This window comes from Bradyrhizobium sp. 40, from assembly GCF_023100925.1.
In the GTDB taxonomy this organism is placed as follows: Bacteria; Pseudomonadota; Alphaproteobacteria; order Rhizobiales; family Xanthobacteraceae; genus Bradyrhizobium.
In genome coordinates this window covers 1,668,452-1,687,825 of record NZ_CP064688.1, presented here as the reverse complement: position 1 = coordinate 1,687,825, position 19,374 = coordinate 1,668,452, and the positions used below count along the sequence as shown (strand labels likewise).

At 58.5% G+C, this 19,374-nt stretch carries 18 protein-coding genes and 1 pseudogene; 12 read left to right on the top strand and 7 right to left on the bottom strand.

Annotation, left to right across the window (positions count from 1 at the left end):
• Positions 1-113 precede the first annotated feature (113 nt).
• Together IVB40_RS08055 and IVB40_RS08050 are read left to right on the top strand one after the other, a co-directional pair.
• The gene (locus tag IVB40_RS08055; protein ID WP_247439185.1) at positions 114-839 is read left to right on the top strand and encodes a TIGR02391 family protein; all 726 of its coding nucleotides are present in this window, start codon (positions 114-116) and stop codon (positions 837-839) included.
• Positions 840-1,059: 220 nt separating this feature from the next.
• Positions 1,060-1,878 carry a hypothetical protein gene (locus IVB40_RS08050; RefSeq protein ID WP_247439183.1) on the top strand — a complete coding sequence of 273 codons (819 nt, stop codon included), beginning with the start codon at positions 1,060-1,062 and terminating at the stop codon, positions 1,876-1,878.
• 683 nt (positions 1,879-2,561) lie between these two features.
• On the opposite strand, the gene IVB40_RS08045 is transcribed toward IVB40_RS08050, so the two are convergent.
• The 3 genes from IVB40_RS08045 to IVB40_RS08035 form a co-directional block, all read right to left on the bottom strand.
• The gene (locus IVB40_RS08045; protein WP_247439180.1) at positions 2,562-3,164 is read right to left on the bottom strand and encodes an NYN domain-containing protein; all 603 of its coding nucleotides are present in this window, start codon (positions 3,162-3,164) and stop codon (positions 2,562-2,564) included.
• 625 nt (positions 3,165-3,789) lie between these two features.
• Complete coding sequence (locus IVB40_RS08040) at positions 3,790-4,095, bottom strand: hypothetical protein (RefSeq protein WP_247439178.1); 306 nt, start codon at positions 4,093-4,095, stop codon at positions 3,790-3,792.
• Between the two features lie 1,588 nt (positions 4,096-5,683).
• Positions 5,684-5,971 carry a hypothetical protein gene (locus tag IVB40_RS08035; protein WP_247818566.1) on the bottom strand — a complete coding sequence of 96 codons (288 nt, stop codon included), beginning with the start codon at positions 5,969-5,971 and terminating at the stop codon, positions 5,684-5,686.
• Positions 5,972-6,478: 507 nt separating this feature from the next.
• On the opposite strand from IVB40_RS08035, the gene IVB40_RS08030 reads away from it, so the two are divergent.
• From IVB40_RS08030 to IVB40_RS08015, 4 genes and pseudogenes are all read left to right on the top strand, one after another.
• Positions 6,479-7,480, top strand: a complete 1,002-nt coding sequence (locus tag IVB40_RS08030) for a PAS domain S-box protein (RefSeq protein WP_247818565.1) — start codon at positions 6,479-6,481, stop codon at positions 7,478-7,480.
• Between the two features lie 100 nt (positions 7,481-7,580).
• Positions 7,581-8,950 (top strand): annotated as a pseudogene (locus IVB40_RS08025) (IS1182 family transposase).
• A 653-nt stretch (positions 8,951-9,603) separates the two neighbouring features.
• Complete coding sequence (locus IVB40_RS08020) at positions 9,604-10,458, top strand: hypothetical protein (protein WP_247360143.1); 855 nt, start codon at positions 9,604-9,606, stop codon at positions 10,456-10,458.
• Between the two features lie 129 nt (positions 10,459-10,587).
• Positions 10,588-11,094, top strand: a complete 507-nt coding sequence (locus IVB40_RS08015) for a PRC-barrel domain-containing protein (RefSeq protein ID WP_247360144.1) — start codon at positions 10,588-10,590, stop codon at positions 11,092-11,094.
• A 376-nt stretch (positions 11,095-11,470) separates the two neighbouring features.
• Here the strand turns inward: IVB40_RS08015 and IVB40_RS08010 are convergent, their stop codons facing one another.
• A complete protein-coding gene (locus tag IVB40_RS08010) occupies positions 11,471-11,740 on the bottom strand; it encodes a DUF2934 domain-containing protein (protein ID WP_247434935.1) in 270 nt (89 codons plus the stop codon).
• Between the two features lie 334 nt (positions 11,741-12,074).
• On the opposite strand from IVB40_RS08010, the gene IVB40_RS08005 reads away from it, so the two are divergent.
• From IVB40_RS08005 to IVB40_RS07990, 4 genes are all read left to right on the top strand, one after another.
• Positions 12,075-12,380, top strand: coding sequence for a response regulator (locus IVB40_RS08005; RefSeq protein WP_247434932.1), 306 nt, complete (start codon positions 12,075-12,077; stop codon positions 12,378-12,380).
• Entirely contained in the window at positions 12,376-13,146 is a 771-nt protein-coding gene (locus tag IVB40_RS08000) for a HAMP domain-containing sensor histidine kinase (protein WP_346283295.1), read from the top strand. Before IVB40_RS08005 ends, IVB40_RS08000 begins: the two co-directional genes overlap by 5 nt.
• A gap of 256 nt (positions 13,147-13,402) precedes the next feature.
• Entirely contained in the window at positions 13,403-13,687 is a 285-nt protein-coding gene (locus tag IVB40_RS07995) for a hypothetical protein (RefSeq protein WP_247288366.1), read from the top strand.
• 150 nt (positions 13,688-13,837) lie between these two features.
• A complete protein-coding gene (locus tag IVB40_RS07990) occupies positions 13,838-14,038 on the top strand; it encodes a hypothetical protein (protein ID WP_247438622.1) in 201 nt (66 codons plus the stop codon).
• Between the two features lie 583 nt (positions 14,039-14,621).
• Here IVB40_RS07990 and IVB40_RS07985 read toward each other — a convergent pair.
• Complete coding sequence (locus tag IVB40_RS07985; RefSeq protein WP_247438619.1) at positions 14,622-15,353, bottom strand: Crp/Fnr family transcriptional regulator; 732 nt, start codon at positions 15,351-15,353, stop codon at positions 14,622-14,624.
• Positions 15,354-15,918: 565 nt separating this feature from the next.
• Here IVB40_RS07985 and IVB40_RS07980 point away from each other — a divergent pair.
• Positions 15,919-16,683 (top strand): Crp/Fnr family transcriptional regulator, encoded by a 765-nt coding sequence (locus IVB40_RS07980; RefSeq protein WP_247438617.1) that lies wholly within the window; start codon positions 15,919-15,921, stop codon positions 16,681-16,683.
• Positions 16,683-17,057 carry a cupin domain-containing protein gene (locus IVB40_RS07975; protein ID WP_247438616.1) on the top strand — a complete coding sequence of 125 codons (375 nt, stop codon included), beginning with the start codon at positions 16,683-16,685 and terminating at the stop codon, positions 17,055-17,057. Before IVB40_RS07980 ends, IVB40_RS07975 begins: the two co-directional genes overlap by 1 nt.
• Before the next feature lie 249 nt (positions 17,058-17,306).
• Here IVB40_RS07975 and IVB40_RS07970 read toward each other — a convergent pair whose 3' ends face one another.
• Together IVB40_RS07970 and IVB40_RS07965 are read right to left on the bottom strand one after the other, a co-directional pair.
• Complete coding sequence (locus IVB40_RS07970) at positions 17,307-18,296, bottom strand: ABC transporter substrate-binding protein (RefSeq protein ID WP_247438614.1); 990 nt, start codon at positions 18,294-18,296, stop codon at positions 17,307-17,309.
• 51 nt (positions 18,297-18,347) lie between these two features.
• Positions 18,348-19,355, bottom strand: coding sequence for a transporter (locus IVB40_RS07965; RefSeq protein WP_247438612.1), 1,008 nt, complete (start codon positions 19,353-19,355; stop codon positions 18,348-18,350).
• Between the last annotated feature and the right edge of the window lie 19 nt (positions 19,356-19,374).

Here is a 19,374-nt window from a genome sequence, read left to right as displayed (position 1 = left end):
GCGCTGCGCATGCGATGCGGGGGTGAAAATGGCCCGCTCGTCGTTCTTCAGTGCCTTGAGCCGACTACACGGCGCGCCGTTTTGCGCCCCCACACTTGCGTGGGGGCCTGGCCTTGACGGCCTGGGGGCCGCAGGCCCCGGATTTCTTACTAGCATCCGATGCCACGGATGTCCGGCAGGGCGCGGGCTTTACTTACGAAGCAATCACTACCGAGCCATTCGGCACCGGGATGGCGACCGAACGGGGGAGCAGTTATCCATTCCACAAGAAACAACAGATAGACGACCACCTAAACAGAGCATGGCGACAGTTAGAACGCGAAGGATTTGTGGAAGCTTCGCCGGGCATCAATGGTACCCATGGATGGAAGACCTTTACCGAAGCTGGTCTGGCTATTGTCAATGGACAGGACTGGGAAGCAACGCGAGCGGCGATGCTTTTCCCCAAGGAGCTCCTGCATGTCGCGATACGCGATAAGGTGTGGGCAGCTCTTGCAAGAGGCGAGTTAGACGAGGCTGTCTTCGCCGCTTTTAAGGCTGTCGAAGTTGCCGTACGTCAGGCCGGAGGTTACGAAGCGACCGACCTAGGCGCGGACCTCATGCGCAAGGCATTTGATCCGAGCGACAATCCGAAAGACAATCGCGGAAGGTTAACCAACCTGGCTCACTCGCCCGGAGAGCGTGAAGCTCTTGCACACCTATTTGCTGGCGCGATTGGCTCATACAAAAATCCCCATTCGCATCGCACCGTAAACCTCAGCGATCCGGCTGAAGCACGTGAGCAAGTGATGCTCGCCACCCATTTGCTTCGTATTGTTGATGCCAGGCGGCGGCAGTAGGTCCAGAAGCATTTCGCGAAGTCGGGTGAGAACGCACAACACGCGCATCGACGTAAGCAATAGCGTGACCCAGCCACCCTGACACGGCAAAGCCGTATCAGGGTAGGTCCTCCGACCTCGCGACCCATAGAAATGTTAGTAGTATGGTGGATCGCCTGGGAGTTGCCTCGCAACGGCCCAACCGGCCATCATCATAACGCAAAAAGGGGGGCCAGGAATAGTGACAACGCTTGCCGCTTGGAGTGGAGTCGATCCACGTGGTCCTTCATCACTTTATTTGGTCAGCGACAGCCGGATCAGCTGGGGATCGTATCTCAATCGTTGGGATGCTGGACGAAAACTTTTTGCCTGCAAGAGTACCCCCGACGTTTTTGGATATGTCGGAGATGTTCTTTTTCCTAGCCTCATGCTGGGACAGATCATAGCCGCGGCCGACGATGGGGCGCTTTTTCCTACGGGGGCGAGCGCGGAAGCGAGGCACGCGATCGTTGCTGAGACAGTCAAGGTGTCGCTAGGCAGCCGTTTCAACGCTCCCGATCGCAGCTTTGCGATTCTACACGGAGCGCGAGATGGTAGCGGAATGAATGCACGCTTCCGTCTTTGGACGCTGACCTATGTAGCGTCGACCTGGACCAGAGCTGCGGTTTGGACAGATGAGGAGTTATCTATCGATAAAACACAATCTGCACTTCATACTGCGCTCGGATCTGGTGGGCGCGCAGTCAAGAAGCAGAATGAAGACCTACAATATGATCCTCAAGGGAGAACAAGCAGGGCAATATTCTGGGCCTTTTGTGACGCCCTCAAGAACAAAGCTGACCCTTTGAGTGGAGGTGCGCCGCAGCTAATTGGGCTGTATCGCACCGAGATGGGAAAATCGTATGGGATCACCTACGAGGGACACCGCTACTACCAGGGCCTGCTGGTACCGGACTCAGCTCATCTAAACGGCATCGAGTGGCGCGATGTAAATTTTCAGCGAGTGGACGGCGCGACAATGCAAGTTCTGCATGGCGCCCAACGACATGGGAGACGCTGACGGCCGGCAAATCGTCGCTCAGCAATTGAGAACTCAACAGAGATCTGGTCGCGCCGTCCATGCTGCGTGGAGCCGCCGAGAGCGCTTAGTAGTCCTTGAAATTAAACGGAAAGTTCTGGGAGTTCGCGCGTAGCAAAATCCGCAGGAATTTCTCGTAGAAATTCGCACGAAATCAGATGTTTCGGGATGTTTTGGTGGCTGGCGACGCAGTGCAGTTCGCACCGGTCTCCGTTCTAAATTCCCTGGAAACAGGGAATTTTGCAGGGAAATAACGGCCTTGGGGGTCTGTCTAACGGGCGCGGCTCCGAAAAGGCCGCAAAAATAGCGTATCCACTCCCAATTCCCTAAGCTGATAACAGGGAAAATGTCCAAATGAACAGCGTAAAAAATCGCGTTTACAGCGAACCGCACACGTCAACACCAACGAACAAATCAGCGCGTTACCTGGACCTGGATGTAGCTCTGCGCCAGCTTTTATGGGTAGCTGAATCGCTCAGGTTGCATCTGAGAGCCGCCTTACGGCGTCTTCTTTGCGCGATGCCAAATTGGCACGACCGGATCCAGCCCTTCAGCCAACGCACCTCGTTAAAGTCCGCTTACGGACGGGCGGTAGGAACCCGTAGGTGCCACGTGTAGCGCGAAAGCGTTCCTCGCCGACCTCTCCAGTCGCATTCGCCGGTCGTTTAGTCGAGGGAATCATTTCCCTTCGGCTCCTGCAAGAATTTAGGCAACCGGTCGCGCGGGGCGGGGCGTTCGGATGGGTCACGGCCGAGCTTGGATTGCAGCTCGACGAGGTCGGTGAAAACATCGGCCTGGCGGCGCAGCTCGTCGGCGATCATCGGCGGCTGGCTGGCGATGGTAGAGACCACCGTGACCCGCACACCGCGGCGCTGCACGGCCTCCACCAGGGAGCGGAAGTCTCCGTCACCGGAGAACAGCACCATCTGGTCGATGTGCCCGGCGAGCTCCATGGCGTCCACGGCGAGCTCGATGTCCATGTTGCCCTTGACCTTGCGGCGGCCGGACGCATCGATGAATTCCTTAGTCGCCTTGGTGACGACGGTGTAGCCGTTGTAATCGAGCCAGTCGATCAGCGGCCGGATCGAGGAGTATTCCTGGTCCTCGATGATGGCCGTGTAGTAGAACGCCCGGAGCAGCGTACCGCGGTTCTGAAACTCCTTCAGCAGTCGCTTATAATCGATGTCGAAGCCCAGAGTTTTTGCCGTCGCGTAAAGATTGGCTCCATCGATGAAGAGCGCGATCTTGTCGGTAGGTGAGTGGGACATCTGTCCAGGCTTTCGGTGGAGCAACTCGGGCTTAAAGCATCCCGGAAATTTGCGACGCGTAGGTTTGGTCGCATTCTATATGGAGGGCTACCGGAGATCGTCGAGTAGCCGCAAACATTAAGCTTTCAAATAATATCAGGCCTGTGCGGGCGTGGAACTCTACCATTGCCCGAAAGTTCTCCCTGTCAAAATTGTAATGTATCCTCGATTTCCAAGTGCGTATTGAAGGTTTGCCTGATGAACGCCGGCGATTTTGCTCTCTTTGATCTGTCCATACAGAGACGGGGTCGTGGCTGGCGATGGGTGGTCATTGACCGGTCAGGCAACCCTTTGTTGACTGGGAGCGAGTGCAGCAGGACTGCAGCTCGTTACAAGGCCACCAGGGCAATCTTCCAAATGTTATTGACGGCTCCGTATCGAACTCAAATCTCTCCAGCAGCCTGCTCGCTCGCCTCGAAGATTGAGGCGCCACGCACCTCCCTAGACTCAGGGAGAAGGCGCGGGTTGAGATCGAGGGGCTAAAAGGCGACGCGCCGGTCTAACGAGCTGCGTGCCGGCAGAAGATTGCCTACAAGGTCGAAGTTGATCAGAGGCGCGGTAAGAGCAGCGGAAACGGCGCATCTGATCACTGCATTTTGCGCCCGAGGTCTCTCAGGAGGGAGTGGAGAAAATCACTCGCATGGTCGTACCGCGCGCCGCCGCTCGCGATTTCACGGGCCCGCGGCTCCACTACACTACCGACGGCTTCTGGACCGAGTAGATCAGCTTTCTCAGACCATTGCTGCAGCAGGCGATCGGGAATGTATTCCGCAGATCCGAACAACGTCAAAAGGCATTCCTCGGCTTCGGCTTTGTGATCGTGATGAGCTTTCGCCCAGTAGAAAGCGAATAGTCCACGAAAAGCATCACGGGAAACGGCTGGTTTTGCCATTGCAATGTCCCCGCAGGAATTGAACGCGAAACGAAGAGGCCACCTAAAGGCGGCCTCAAGAGTTTATCAGTCGATCTAAATAACACGTACTAAAACGCCTGCCGCAGCGTTGCCGTTGCTTCAGAACCCGGGTGTAAATAGATGAGAGATGAACGCGCCGGCCCGGTTACAGGAGCATGCCAAGTTGCTTCGCTTCTGCCAACAAGAATCTGACGACTGCCGGGAAATTTTGGCAATCTCAAGCCTATGTTAGCTTAAGTGACGAACGCACCGAGCCGTTTGGCCAGCCAAGTATCATGATGATCTATCAAGTTACGTGCTCGACGAACTCGGCAATGCATTGAGTTTGGACCTGGACAGGCTGCGCGGCCGAGGTCGAAACAAAGGAAACGGGCCGCTGCGATAGTGGACGAACACCCCGTGGAATTATGGTGCGATGGTCGGCGCCTCGCCTGTTTGCAGACGCAGCTGGACTAGTGCTTGTACTCAAAATCCCGATCAGCCCGCAGCACGGAGGCAGAGCCTCGTCGTCCAGTTCGTTTTTGAGACCGGACACGGCCAGAGGAAGATGTCCCTTAAAGCGCCACTAGGTTGGTGGCCCCCCGCGCGGCATCGCCAATTCCGGTTTGTGGCCCATAGCTGACCTGCCGCGAGCAACGGGTCCGGGACCGCTTGTGACCCTCAACGGACGTCGGCCCGGCATCCGCTCGGTTCAGGAAAGGTTTTAGGTTGCTAAATTGTTCTTATCCTCAACCTGGTACTGGCCTGTTTCCATCCGCAGTGGCCTAGTTTGATTTTCGCGGCGGCGTGATCTGCGAACTAAACATATGAAATAGCAACTTAGTTTGCGCCGGAGCATTTTCGGCGGATGCCCGATTCCGTACTCACCCGCGCCGAACTTGCTATCGACGAAGCCCGCCAGCTCAGGGCGCAGAGGGAAGTCCTCGCGCGTGTTTCCGAGGAAGTCCGCAGGGCTTGTCGGCTAGCCAACTCGAAAGCGCCACCATGCGCGTGGAACTCAGAGCTTATCGGAACGACAAAGAGTAAGCCCGTCCCAGTTGTCGGAGTCAGTTTTCCACTTCCGTGGTTTTGTGAGTGGCCTACTTCCGTTCTGAGCACTAGAGTTCCCCCCCCGCAATGCACGGTGGGGGCTATGGCGGGATACCGCGTTTACCGAGTTGACGACTCCGGCCACATCCAAAGTATGCCGGACATTATCGAGTGCGACGATGACGACGCCGCTGTGGTTGAGGCGCAACGCTTTGTGGATGGCTGCGGCGTTGAGCTATGGGACGGCGCTCGTAAGGTGGCCTCTTTCCCCCCGAACAAGAAGCATGGCCATCCGTAAGTTTCTCAATGGACAGAGACTAAGGCACCTCAGTGGGCGCCGGCCGCCAGTGTTTTAGGATGCCACCCATGGCTGACAAAGAACCAGTCCGGGGGCCCCGCCGCCCACAATAAGTGCGAGGATGATTTGCGCCAGATGGTCAAGACGACATCGAGGAACAGTCTTCGCTTTTTGACCCAGAGCAGAAGTAGTAGATGGATGTCCCTCTCTTCTTAGAAGGGAGCGCCACAGGGAAGGTCGCTACGCTCGATCCAAATCGACAAGATATGCCAGGACCAAGTCTTCGGTCTGAGCTTGGATAGCTGCGTCTCGATAGATGACAATCTCGCCTTCGTCAGCTCTGCGAACTGTCAACTTGGCCGTCGAGGAGCAAAGCGGGAGGCCGTTCGATGTAATCGCGGTCAAGTCGTCACGAACCCAGTCCTCTTTGCACAACTCGCAGGCTTCCCGGAAATTCTTCGCCTCGAACGCGAACGTAGCTTTGCCGTCAACTTCCATCGCGAATACCGAGCCCGAGAAAACAGTCATTCACACTCACTTTCATCAGCATCGGACGACCGACCGCGCCACGAGCGTTTTGCTTCGCTTCACATGTGCTCACGAACTGGCCGCATCTGGCGAGGCGTCCAGCTCGACTAATCGGCCTCTTTTGGCCCGCTAGCAACTTCTGCTCGTACAGACCGTCCAGCGGTAAAAGCTCTCGACGACGGACCCAAAGAGGAAGTTGACGTGGCGCAGCCGCGGTTCGCAGCGTTCTCGGTCGGTATTTGACCACGAGTGTCCTAAGTTAGATCCGGCAGTGTCCTAGTGTGCTATTTTGAACATAGTCTCCCCCCGTGGTTCTGGCCAGCCATGAGCGACTTTCGAAAGCTTCAAAGGATTTGCGCAGAGCGAGCTGCCCTTAGCGGCACTCTGGAGGCCCGGAGAGTTCTCCGCGAGATGGCTGACGGACCCGAAGCGGCCATCCAAAACCCTCCCTAGCCGAGAACAACGTGCTATAGCCTTGCCTTTAAGGGGCCGTGTCTAGGGGTGCTAATGACGCAGAAAGCCAATCTAGAAATTGCGCTCACGCCTGGGGAGATCGAAGCGGCCCTTCGCGAAAGCGAACAGAGGTTGCGCTGGCTGGCTTCCATAATCGAGTCTAGTGATGATGCGATTATTAGCAAAAATCTCGATGGCATCATTACAAGCTGGAATAGCGGTGCCGAGCGCGTCTTCGGCTACTCTCTCAGCGAGGCCATTGGTCAGCCGATTACGCTTGTGATCCCTCAGGATCGGCAAAGCGAAGAACGTGAGATTTTGACTCGCGTCCGACGTGGTGAGCGCATCGACCATTTTGAGACCGTTCGACAACGCAAGAACGGCAGCTTGATCGTCGTGTGGCTGACCGTTTCTCCTGTTAAGGATGCAAACGGCAAAATCGTCGGCGCATCAAAGATTGCGAGAGATACTACCGAGCAGAAGAAAAATCAGGAGCTGATCGCGACCTTGGCCCGGGAGGCCGAACACCGCAGCAAGAACTTGCTCGCGAACGCGATGGCAACGGTCAATCTATCTCAGTCGAGCTCGCCTGAAGGCCTCAAAGAGGTAATCGGTGGACGCATCCAGGCACTCGCAAATGTTTGCTCGCTTTTCGTGGAAACGCGTTGGATTGGTGCGGAAATTTCGGCGATTGCGATACAGGAACTAGCTCCCTATTCCGATGGGAAGCGAACGTTCACAGATGGTCCACAAACTCTATTAGCGCCAGACGCCGCCCAGGCAGTTGCGGTAGCGTTGCATGAGCTAGCGACGAATGCCGCGAAATACGGCGCCTTGTCCACGCCTGAAGGCCACGTCCGCTTGGAATGGTCACACGGCGCTACCGGTACAATCCGGCTACTCTGGATGGAAACCGGTGGTCCAGTTGCGCTGGAACCAACGCGAACGGGGTTCGGTACCCGTATCGTCGAACAAATGATTACCCAGCAAAAGGGAAAAGTTCGCTTTGATTGGCGCAAAGACGGGCTCGTCTGCGAAATTACGCTGCCGGTTTGAGGGATGTCTGCGGTTGGCCGATTTTGTTGCAAAAGTCGGTTGAGACAAGTCACGAACCGTGATTCCGTTGTGTTGACGCGAATCTCGGCGAGGTCGATCCATGATGGGCCGTCTGAAGAGTGACCAAGGTCAACTGTTCTACGAGTTTCGTCTTGGCGACGCGATACCCGAAGATCATCTGATGCGGAAGATCGATGCTGCTCTCGATCTGTCCTGGCTTCGCGGTGAACTAGCATCTCACTATTCGTCGATGGGGCGCCCGTCGATTGATCCGGAACTGATGATCCGGATGCTGGTCGTGGGGTATGTCTTTGCGATCCGCTCAGAACGGCTGATCTGCCGTGAAGTGCAGGTGAACCTCGCCTATCGCTGGTTCTGCAAGCTTGGTATCGAGGACGCTGTCCCGGATCATTCGGCATTTTCGCGCGCCCGCAACGAGCGCTTCCGTGATGGAGATGTTCTCCGCCGCGTGTTCGAACGGATTGTCGAGGCATGCATTGCCGCCGGTCTGGTTGGTGGCGAAGGATTTGCAGTCGATGCGAGCCTGATTGCGGCCGACGCGAACAAGCAGCGCTCGATCGCAGGTCAGGACTGGCGCAGGGATCGCGATCCGGCCAGGTCCAGCCGCGCGGTGAAGGAGTATTTGGCAACCCTCGACGATCCGGCGTGGGGCCCGCCAGCGATGTCATCCCGAAGTTTGTCTCGCCATCCGATCCGGCAGCGCAGTGGACCGGCGCTCACAAGGGGCCGGCATTCTTCGCGTACTCCGACAACTATCTCATCGACGTGAAGTTCGGCGTCATCGTGGATGTCGAGGCCTCCCGCGCCATTCGCCAGGCCGAGGTCGGTGCAGCAAAAACCATGATCGAACGAACCGAGGAGCGCTTTGGTCTCAAGCCAGAGCGACTTGTCGGGGATACCGCTTACGGAGCGGCTCCGATGCTGAATTGGCTGGTCGAGGAGAAGGGCATCGCGCCGCATATCCCTGTGTTCGATAAGTCGAAGCGGGATGATGGCACCTTCTCGCGGAGCGACTTTCGATATGACCCAACCGGGGACGTTTACCACTGCCCGGGTGGTAAGCGGCTTGGGACGAGCGGTACCGTGCACGAGGGCAAGACCCTTCTGTATCGTGCCAGCAAGCTCGACTGCGATGTATGCCCGCTCAAACCGCAGTGCTGCCCAAAGGAACCATCACGCAAGATCCCGCGCGATATCCATGAGCATGCCCGAGACGTTGCCCGGTCGTTCGCTGGCACCGAGGGCTTCGAGCTCTCTCGGCGTCAGCGCAAGAAGATCGAGATGAGGTTCGCACACTTGAAGCGCATCCTGAAGCTTGGTGGGCTCCGATTGCGAGGCCCGCAAGGTGCCCAGGATGAGTTTGTTCTAGCCGCCATCGCTCAGAATCTGAGGCGGTTTGCATCGCTGGTCGCACGACCGCCGCCGGCTCAGGTTCTGCGCATCGCGTAGCGTAGCGTCAAAGTTGCGTAAAATGCGTCAGGGCCAGCGCTTCAAAGCGCGGCTCAACAAAAGGCCCAGCGGCCAAATCCATTGCAGCCAACTTTTGCAACAAAATCGGCCCGTAGCTGACCTGCCGCGCGTAGCCGGCGGAGGACCGCTTGTGACCCCACAGCGGACCTTAGCTTCAACTGCTCAGATGACGATCCAGGGGGCGGAAAGAGCCGGCACAGCTAGGCGATGCCGGAACGGCTTTGCCGTCGTGGCATCGGAGGTCAAAGCGGAGCGATAGATGAGTCGGTCGCCGCGATCCCGTAGATGAGCGGCACGAGCGAGCGGCTTTGGAAATCTCGTCCGCCATTACCGGCGGCCGTAGAGAGCAAGGTGCCGCTACGCAGGAATTCTTCCGAGCGCGCAGCAGGCGGCGCAGCGCGCGCATGAGGTCTCGACCAAGATCACCGACGTACCGAGGGACGCAACCGATACGGCTCGGCGTGTTCTCAAATGTTCTCGGCTGCCAAGTCCCCGTCGCTGGATAGCAATCGTTAAGGCTCCGGGTGGGCCTCCTCTAAGACTCAAAACGTCGTTGTGGGCGCATGAATGCATGGAACCTTTGTTCCATTTGGGCATCTTCTAAGCAGGGTAACAGCTGCTGGGAGAAACAAATGGCACAAGCTTTTCGAGAAGACGCACAGGTCGGGGTGGTTGAACCGTCGGTGGCCGGGGTTTCCTGGGCTGCCGTCCTGGCCGGGGCCGTGGCGTCTCTCGCCCTTACGCTCGTGCTTCTATCCTTTGGCGCAGGCATGGGTTTCTCTGTGGTGTCGCCCTGGGGCAATTCGGGTGTGTCCGCGACGACTTTCAAGATCGGAACTGGTCTATATTTCATCGTCATGGCGATGATCTCGTCCGCCGTAGGTGGTTATCTTGCCGGCCGTCTCCGCACGAAGTGGGTCGGCGTGCAGACCACCGAGGTGCACTTCCGGGATACGGCGCATGGCTTTTTAGCTTGGGCGGCCGCCTCGGTTCTCGGCGCTGTGTTGCTGGCTGCTCCGGCAACCACGTTGCTAGGCGGAACGCTTGCTGGCGCGACGCAGGGCGCCGCGAACGCTGCACAGAATTCGCCGATGAGCGGCTACGTCGACACGCTCCTGCGCTCGGATAACCCGTCCTCCCAGGGCCAGCAGACTGGCGACTCGCGTGGTGAGATGGTCCGCCTGTTCACCAACAGCTTCCACAAAGACAACGATGTCAGTCCCGCCGACCGCACCTACGTTGCTAAGGTCGTGTCTGCGCGAACCGGATTAAGCCAGGCGGACGCCGAGAAGCGCGTCAACGACGTCGTCACTCAGGTGAAAACTGATCTCGACGCGGCAAGGAAGGCCGCCATGCAGATTGCGATCTGGCTAACGCTTTCCCTGTTTATCGGCGCCTTCTGCGCATCGCTGGCTGCCACTGAAGGCGGCGGGCTTCGCGACGGCACTTGGGGCAAGAAGGCGTATGCGCCTGCAACCAATCGCTAACCCATCGAAAACGAAAGGAGAGATGTCATGCCGATTTTGCTTTGGCTCGTCGGAATTCCGATCCCGCTGATCATTCTCATTATGCTGCTGCGCTAAGTACGCCCACTATTCACAAACGGAGAAGGACGCATGTCCAAGTATCTCGTCGCCGCCTTGCTCACCACGGCGTTGTTCACGTGCTCGGCATCGGCGCAAACTGCATCGACCAAGACCGCCGCTGATAGTGCCGCCTCGTCGCACAAGGAAGGCGAATGGCGGGCTTCCAAGCTCGTCGGTGTCAACGTCTACAACGAAGCCAACGAGAAGATCGGCGACATTAACGAGGTCATTCTCGATAAGTCGGGCAAGACTGCGAACGTCATCCTGGGTGTTGGTGGATTCCTCGGTATGGGCGAGCATTATGTTGCTGTGCCCTATGACAAGCTGAAGTGGGTCAACGAGCCCGTTCGCACGTCGACGACCACGCCGCCTGCCGACAAACCGACGGTTGGCGTCAACAATGCCGGTGCCGCGACTGGAGAAGTGAACCGCTCTAACCGGCCCGTGCGTGCAGCCAACGAAAATTGGTATCCGGACCACGTCGTCTACAACGCGACCAAGGACCAATTGAAGGCTATGCCGCAGTTCAAATACTGAGGCCCACTACGCCGCCTCGGACACTCGGTCTCGAGGCGGCGATTGGGGGGGTCCTTGGGCGCCCTTCACCTCGCGCGCCACGTCGAGCACGGATTTGGCCTCGGTCAAAATTGCCACTCCGCATGGAGCATGAGAATCGGCCCGTGGTCATCCTGGCGGCAAAGGATTGCTAGTGATCAGGATGGAGCGTTGAAAGACCGGCTTGCCTTGCTCGTCCAAGCCTAGCATTGCTGCAAATTCTTCATGGGTGAGCAGCACTGGTCGGTTTCAGTGCGCTCAATGAAGATCGATGGTCCGTTTTTGCTGACGGTCTGATAGTGCACACAACTGGCGCTGGATAATTTTTTGCGAGTAGATCGCGCGGAGCGCCAGTCCCCTAATCTTGGCCCGCAGTATCGCCGGGGCTGAACTCCCGCTCCGCCTGGGTCCAGAAATCCAAATCTCGCCCCGAGGGACGTCCGGCCCGTTCCCAAAGCTGATAGGCGCGTGCCGTGATTTGAGCGCGCCGCGAAGAAGAGGGGGAAAGCTTGCGCCCCAGCTGGTCAGCAAACTGCCGCAGCCTCCTGGCGGTGTTCTCGTCTGAGGTGTATGCAGCTGTCCGAGTAGCCAGTGCTATCTGATGCTCGAGCTTTTTCCTTTCATCCATCGGATCGCATCCCTCCTCGTTCTAATTGACTCCGGCTCGGCTCAATTGTTCAGCCCTGGCTGTAAAATGCGAGGAGCGCCAATTCCTTCACGCGCTTAACTTCACTTTTGCACAAAACAGCTCATGTTAACCTCGTCGCGAGGCTGCGCTGTACCCAGTGTAAAGGGGGCTTAGTTTCCGCCCGTGTTTTTCGAGAGAGAAGGAACGTGGGCGAGCTCGCGAACGAAGGGCCCGGGAAAAAGACTCCCGTTCACAAGCCTGCCGGCGTAAGGAGAAGCATGGCTGCAGTACTTCTGATCGAAGACGAAACGCTCATTCGCATGATGATTCGGATATGCTGATGGAGCTTGGTCCCGAAGTTCCTGGAGAGGCGAGCGATCTGGGCTCTGGGTTAGCCATGGCCATGAGCGCTGAATGCGACGCTGCTATTCTCGACCTGCAGCTTGGCCGGGATAGCTCTGAAGCCCTCGCACAGGCTTTGCAGCTCCGCAGCATTCCCTTCGTCTTCGCGAGCGGCTATGGCGCCGATGGCGTACCAGAACAATTCAACGGTCGGCCACTTTTACAGAAACCATTCCCTTTGGACGCTCTCGATCGCTGCATGGGGACGCTGCTAGACCAAGGCTCTAACGCCGATTAGCTCCAGAGTATTAGGTCTGCTGCATCACGCTGTACAAGTCAGGATCTTCGGAAGGCGGCCCGGCAAGGTCGCGGAGCTGCGTGAGCAGTTCATCGCCGTGCTCGGTCACGACCTGCGCAATCCCCTTGCATCGATCGCGGCCGGCGCACGGCTGATGCTCAAGGTCAAGATGCCTGAAGAGGCGCTACGGCTCGAGGCCATGATGCAGAGCAGCGTGAGCCGAATGGCCAAGATGATCGAGAGCGTCATGGACCTGGCGCGCGGCCGCCTTGGAGGGGGTATCTCGCTCTCTAAGGCCATTACCGCCGTCGAACCCGTGCTGGACCAGGTTGTGGCCGAGTTGGTCGCGGCCCATCCGGAGCGTCGCATTGAGACCAGTTTCGAGGTCGAGAGGCCGGTCTTCTGCGATCCGGCCCGCATCGCCCAGTTGTTCTCCAACCTGCTCGGCAACGCAATCAGCCACGGCGCGCCGGACCTGCCAGTTCGGGTCGAAGCTACCGCTAAAGCAGAGATGTTCGAGCTCTCGGTGGCCAATGGAGGCGCGGCTATTCCGGAGGAGGCTCGCAAGCGCCTGTTTCAGCCGTTCTACCGGGGAGAGGCGCACGGGCCGTCGCAGGGACTTGGGCTTGGCCTTTATATCGCGGCCGAAATCGCCAAAGCCCACGGTGGCTCGATCGAGTTGGATTCGTCTGAGGCAGAAACCAAGTTCATTTTGCGAATGCCCCTTGAAGGCGATGGCTCGCTCCGGCCGCATTCCGCGCCGTAAGCGAGCGCTCTTCGGCGGGCATCGTTCACAAAATGTGATCGAGGCAGGGCGGCGTATCCTAAGGCAGCAATCGGCGTGCATCAAGCATTAGGAACACGCGCGGGCATCTCGGCATCTTTCACTGGAATTGCGTTGATGCGGCCTTTCAAGCAAACGAGTGATTGTCGTGGCTGGTTCTCATTACCTCAGGATCTTTCGGCGGCGGGCGTGTGGGGCTTTCTACAGAAGCTATCAGGAGGAGAGGCGGACAAAGGGCTTGTGCCTGCTCCGCGGCTGGCTGACTGCGCAGCAGCGTGCCCAGTTCGACGCCAAGGGCTATTTCGACGTCGTCGGGTGCGAAACCGGCATGCGCTATCGCATCTATCAGAGAACGTCAGCCAACATCCGCGAGGTCGATGCATCCGGCCGATTGGGAACGGGATGGTGCTTTGTCCCGGTTGGCGAGCTCGTCGAAGGAGACGTGATGCTGGTGCAAAAGATAGCCTTGGAGACGAGCGAACTTGAGACCCTGGCCATCGCCAAGAACTTCTACGGATGGTGAGGCAGGCGATCTGAGACAGTCCGTTCGCCTGCTTACCGCGAAATCGTGGCGCACCATGTTCCGTGTTCACTTGTGCACAAAGTGTCTAATCCTTAAATCACGGTTGCTGTACCAAGGATCGCGCTACCCGCCAACAGCAGGAGTTGCGCCATGGCCTATAACAAACCTTTCGATATCGCCGTCATTGGAGCTGACGCAACAAAGCTGTCGGTGGTCGCTCTGGATCTAGAAAATGCGGGTGAGGCGTGCGCGCTTGCGAAGCGGCTGGCTGAAATGACTGGGCGAACTGTCACCGTTCGCGATGCAGATGGCGAGGTCCTCGGCATTTTTCCGGGAGCCAAGAAGAGCTAGGAACGGCCAACGGCAATCGGTGTACCTGATGGCCGACGTTCTTTCCATTACGGAAATGACGGTGCGCCCGTCAAGGTGGCATGGTGATGCATTGAACGAAGTCGACAGGGGTGAACAGCATCCTTGACGTAAGCGAGCCAGAGAGCACGCAAGACGACGTACTTGAAGACTCTCCATCAGCAGCAGAGCCGAACTATTCGGTCGCGGCACATTGCCAGCTCGCAACGCATCAGCTTCATCCCTCTCGCTGTAATGATGGGAGCGGGAGTAGGATTCATCAGCTATTCAGGAATTGTACTGCGCAGCGCGATGCCGAAGAAGACATCCGTGAAGAGCGCCACGCTATAGAAGTCCTCAACCGTAGTGGTTCGGCCATCTTGCCCGCGATGACATCGGCACCGTGCGCGCGGGACGTGTACTCATGTCGTGGATGTCCGCTTCTGAGGGCCGATCTGAAATGTGCAAAATTCAGACCGTCACCGCACGTGAGCTGCCACGGACATCGTTCCCAGCCCATACTGAACCGACGTCAATCGGCATATAAACAAGGCCGACCGGTAAACCCGGCAAGCCTTGCACGCCGTCAGGACGGGGAGGCGTTGCCATTCTGGTGCAGATACGCTGAATCAAATCCGCCCTCAATGAGGACTCTCTCGACGTCGATCAGCTTGACCATCTTCTTCTGCAGATCGAGAACGCCATGCGCGCGGAAGCCCTGAAGAACGCGATTGACGTGCACGACACTTAGCCCAAGCGCCTCCGCCAAATCGGATTGGGTAACAGGAAACTCAAACTCGTCATCGCCGACAAGTCCGACCGTCGCTAGGCGTTCGCGCATTTCGGCGAGAAGATGCGCCATACGGGCCGGTGCTTGGCGCACTGCCACGTTGACGATCCACTCACGGAAGATGGCGGCGTCGATCAGCGTCTCGCACCAGAAAGCGCGCGCGACGGCGGGCCGCTGCTCGATCAGTGCTGAAAGAGCGGAATGGTCGATGAAGCCCAGTGTCGCAGCGGATATTGTCGCCAGATCATGATCCATCGCCCTGAGAAAAAGACTCTGTAAGTCCGGAATGTCTCCCGGGATGTGGAAGGACAGGATCTGACGCTTGCCGTTCTCGGCAATCTTCGAACGGCAGAGGAAGCCACTCAGGACCAAACAGCTACGTTTGGGGCAATCACCTTCACGAACGACGTAAGTGTCCGCTGTAAGCTGCTTTACATCGACGGGCAGCGTCTTGATTGCGGCGGCGTCCTCGTCGGACAGCCGAGTGTTCGCACGCAATCGTCGGATCAGGATTTCTGTGGGATGCATGATGATTCTCCTGATGGCCGAAGGCAAGACCATCCGTCGAGGTCGGTTCACAGATGCCAGGAACACGTGATCCAAGTTGCATGGCCAGGTGCAAATCGGGCGCTACGACGAAAGGCCGAATCTTTCCGGAGTAAGGAACAAGTAATAGGTCCGAGCGGTCCTCAAGCCCTCTTATTCACTTTAAGGAGATGAAACGACCGTGCGATTGCTTCCTGGCTATACGCGACGAGTTCGGTCGTTGTTGAAAGCATCTCCTTCGTGTGTTGAATACGTTCGGATGTACTCGTCATGCAGCGCACAATTTCCCGCCTGCAGCGATCCATGCGCGCGTAGAAAGCGCTATTTTGGCAAGTTTGATCCGATTCTGCGATGAACTCTGCCTGAAGCAGGCCGCCTTGACCGTGAATGGAGGGATTCATTTGATCTGGGGTGAATCGCGCCATGCAACACAGTGTGGGACTAGGGCGCGAGCACGACACTAAACTAGATCAAGATCACGACCGTGCAATTGAGGTACAGGAGGGACCAAAAGTGTCGTCCGGCGTTCTTCCCGTGGAGGAAACCCATGGACAGCCCGCTAATCAGGAAACTGGAGCAGTTCGCGCCGTTCAGTGACGAAGACCGTCAATTGCTGAACCGTATTAGTTGTGAGCGGCAGCGACAGTATGGTCCGGGACAGGACATCATAAGGGAGGGGGAGCATTCTTCTGATATCCACCTCGTCATCAGCGGCCTGGCATGCCGCTACAAACACCTTGAAGATGGCGCCCGTCAGATCATGGCGTTCCTGGTGCCCGGCGACCCCTGCGATTCGGAAATCTTCATCCTCGATGAGATGGATCATAGTATCGGGACATTAGCGCCCAGCCTCGTCGCATCCATCTCCGGCGAAATCATGAAGGATCTCCTTCTAAATCGACCAAGCATCGCGCTGGCGTTCTGGTGGAACACCTTGCAGGACGAAGGCGTCCTGCGTGAGCGCATCATCGATGTGGGCCGTCGCGACGCATATGCGCGAATCGCGTTTCTGACCTACGAAATATTCCTTCGGATGCGCGCCTTCGGAGTGGTGGACGACCAAAAGTTCGAATTTCCCGTGACTCAGACGGATCTGGCCGACGCGACCGGTCTCACACCAGTGTATGTCAACCGAATGCTGGGACGCCTCCGTCAGGAGAATCTGATCAGCATTGAGGGAAATACCTGGACGGTGTGTGATCCTGCCGGGCTGCGCAATGCGGCACGTTTCGAAAGCAATTATCTGCACCTCGATCGGGCAAAACGGGAGCCTGACAGCGAACCCGCCAGGCGAATGCGTGGGCTAATCTGATGTCTACTTTTCTCGATGCGCGGCCGTCTCCCACTGAGGGCACTCCGGTCAACCTGACGGAGATCGCGTCAGGTATGAGCTGGAGGCAGGCCTGCGAAACCTTGCGGATTTGCCACAGGCCCGGAACGGCTTCTATCAGAATCCGACCACTCGACGGCCCTGAAAGTGGAGCACCTGACGACGGCTCCTCTGACACCATCTATGTTGTCGTTTCTGGCTACGGGATGTTGCGCTTGGACAGCAAAAAGATGGAATGCACGGCCGGCGATTTGCTGTTCATCCCGCGGGGCCACCCGCATCACTTTGATCGCACGGATGGAGAGATCCGGATTTGGAAGATCAGTCTCGCCCAAGATTCTGCTGACGAATCCTAGCTCGGTCACCGTACATCGCCGTCGCGCCCGCCTGCAGAGCGCTCGGCCTACGAGTTCCAAGTGATGGCGCGTCGCATCGCCCAAGCGTCGGAGATCGGGACGCTGCAGCAGGCCAGCCTCTGGACGGCCTAGGCAGACCTCCTGATGTCGCGGTCCCAGCGACCCTAGCGCGGTGCCGTCCGGCGGCCTCTGCGCTTCACATGGCGAGACAGCTTTGGATCCAAGCGCAACCGAGAGATAAGCCGAGGTCTATTCGATGATTTCGTCGGCCCTCCCGAGAAGGTTGAGCGGCATATCCAGTCGGAGGGCTTTGGCGGTCTTGAGATTGATGACCAGTTCGACCTTGTCGGATCGCTGAACCGGGAGGTCGGCCGCCTTCTCACCCTTGAGGATCCGGCCGGCATAGATACCCGACTGGCGATACGCGGACGCGAGGCTAGAGCCGTAGCTCATGAGCCCTCCGGCCAACGCGAACTCGCGAATTGTGGAGATTGACGGCAGCGAGGAGCGGGCCGCCAGCTCGGCGATCTGACCGGTCCGGCCGTTGAGAAAACCGTCCGACACGACGACGACCGCGTCGACCTTCGCCGCGGCAAGCGTCGCGAAGGCGGAGGGGATGTCGGCCTCGGCGCTCGCATTCGCGATGCGAACCTGCAGTCCCAAGGTGAGCGCGACCTGACGTACTTCGGCCACATCGTTGTCGGCATTCGGATTGTGAGGATTGACCAGGCAGCCCACCACGGCAAGGCTCGGCTTCAACTCGCGTACGGCCTCCAGCTGCTTCACGACGATTGCGCTGGCTTGCGAGCTCGTGCCGGTCACGTTGGCTCCCGGCCGGTTGAGGCTGGCCACTAGGCCGAGTTGCACCGGATCGCTCCCGATGGTGAACACGACGGGCACGATTTCCGTGCCGCGTTTGGCAGCCGCTGCCACACTCGGTCCGCCAAGTGCCACGATGACGGCCGCCTGGGCGCGGATCAACTCGGCGACCAATGCCGGCAGGCGATCGTTCTGGCCATCCGCGCCGCGATATTCGGTCGTCACGTTCCGGCCTTCGACGTAGCCGCCTTCGTTGAGGCCCCGCCAGAGCGCCGCCAAACGCGTCGCGTCACCGGGTTTTGCCCCGCCGGAAAGAAAACCTACCACCGGATTCCGGTGCTCCGCCGCAGCGGCAGGCGACCGGGTGGCCACTGCCATCCCGATTGCCACCACGACATCTCGTCTTCGGATCAGCGTCATTGAGCAGCTTACCGTGCCTATCGCATTGAACCGCAGGTCGGATCCGTCCGCCTACTTCCGGTACATGGGTTTCGACGCTGCGGGCTCCGGCGCCGCCGGCGAGATCTGGAACGTCACCCATGTGGTCCAGCCCTCGGGCCGGTTCTCGGCGGCGAAATCCTTGTAGCCCTTGAGGTTGAGGTATCCCTGATAGTCCTTCGAGATCGGCAATATGAACCCGATCTGCGGTCCGATGCCGGCAACGCGCCCCTTGAACTCCCCTAACTTGGCGCCGGCCCCCGTATCTCCCGTAAGCTGCTGAAAGTAATAGCCGGCCAGGCCGACATGGACGGTCTTGCTGATGAACTGCGAGGCTCCCCAGTCGACGTGGAAGTCGATGCCGTTCTGATACTGCAGGGCATTGTTCATCCCGCTGTAGGTGAGGCCTCCTGCGACGGAGAATTCGTGGCCCGTCTTCGGATCGAGGTAGGTGTAGCCGGCGCCGATATCCACCGCGGTGAAGCCGAAGCTCAGATTGGCCAAACGGTTCGGATCGTAGGTGCCGCTCGGGATGTTGCCGGTGACGTAGACCATCTCGTTGTGGACGCCCTGGTTCCATTTCAGCGTGCCCTGGTAGAAGACGTCGGCGAAGGTGGTGCGGTTGTCGCTGGCGCCTCCGGAGATGGTGTTGCCCCGTGGCCCGGTCAGCGTCGCGTCGATTCCGACGCCGATGTTGCCGGGCGCTCCGAGAACGGTGATCGCGGCCTGGCCTCCCAGCACCGGTGTCGCGAAGGTGTAGGTCAGGCCTTGGACGAGGACGTCGGCGTGCGCGTTGAGCCCGGCGACGATGGATCCGCCCCTCTGGAATTCCCGCCCGCCGCCGGCGGACTGCTGCAGATGCAGGTAGATGGTCGAATAGGCCCAGCCCGGCATGACGGGCGCCGCCACGAGGCTGCCGAAGGTACCCGGCAGCCAGAAGCTGAGGCCGCCGTTGTCGGCCAAGGCGGGCGCCGGCGCGAATGTCGCGAGCGCGAACGAGGCTCCGAACGCTGCGATCCAGCGGTGTCCGACATTTCCCATGACTCACTCCAGGTTGGTC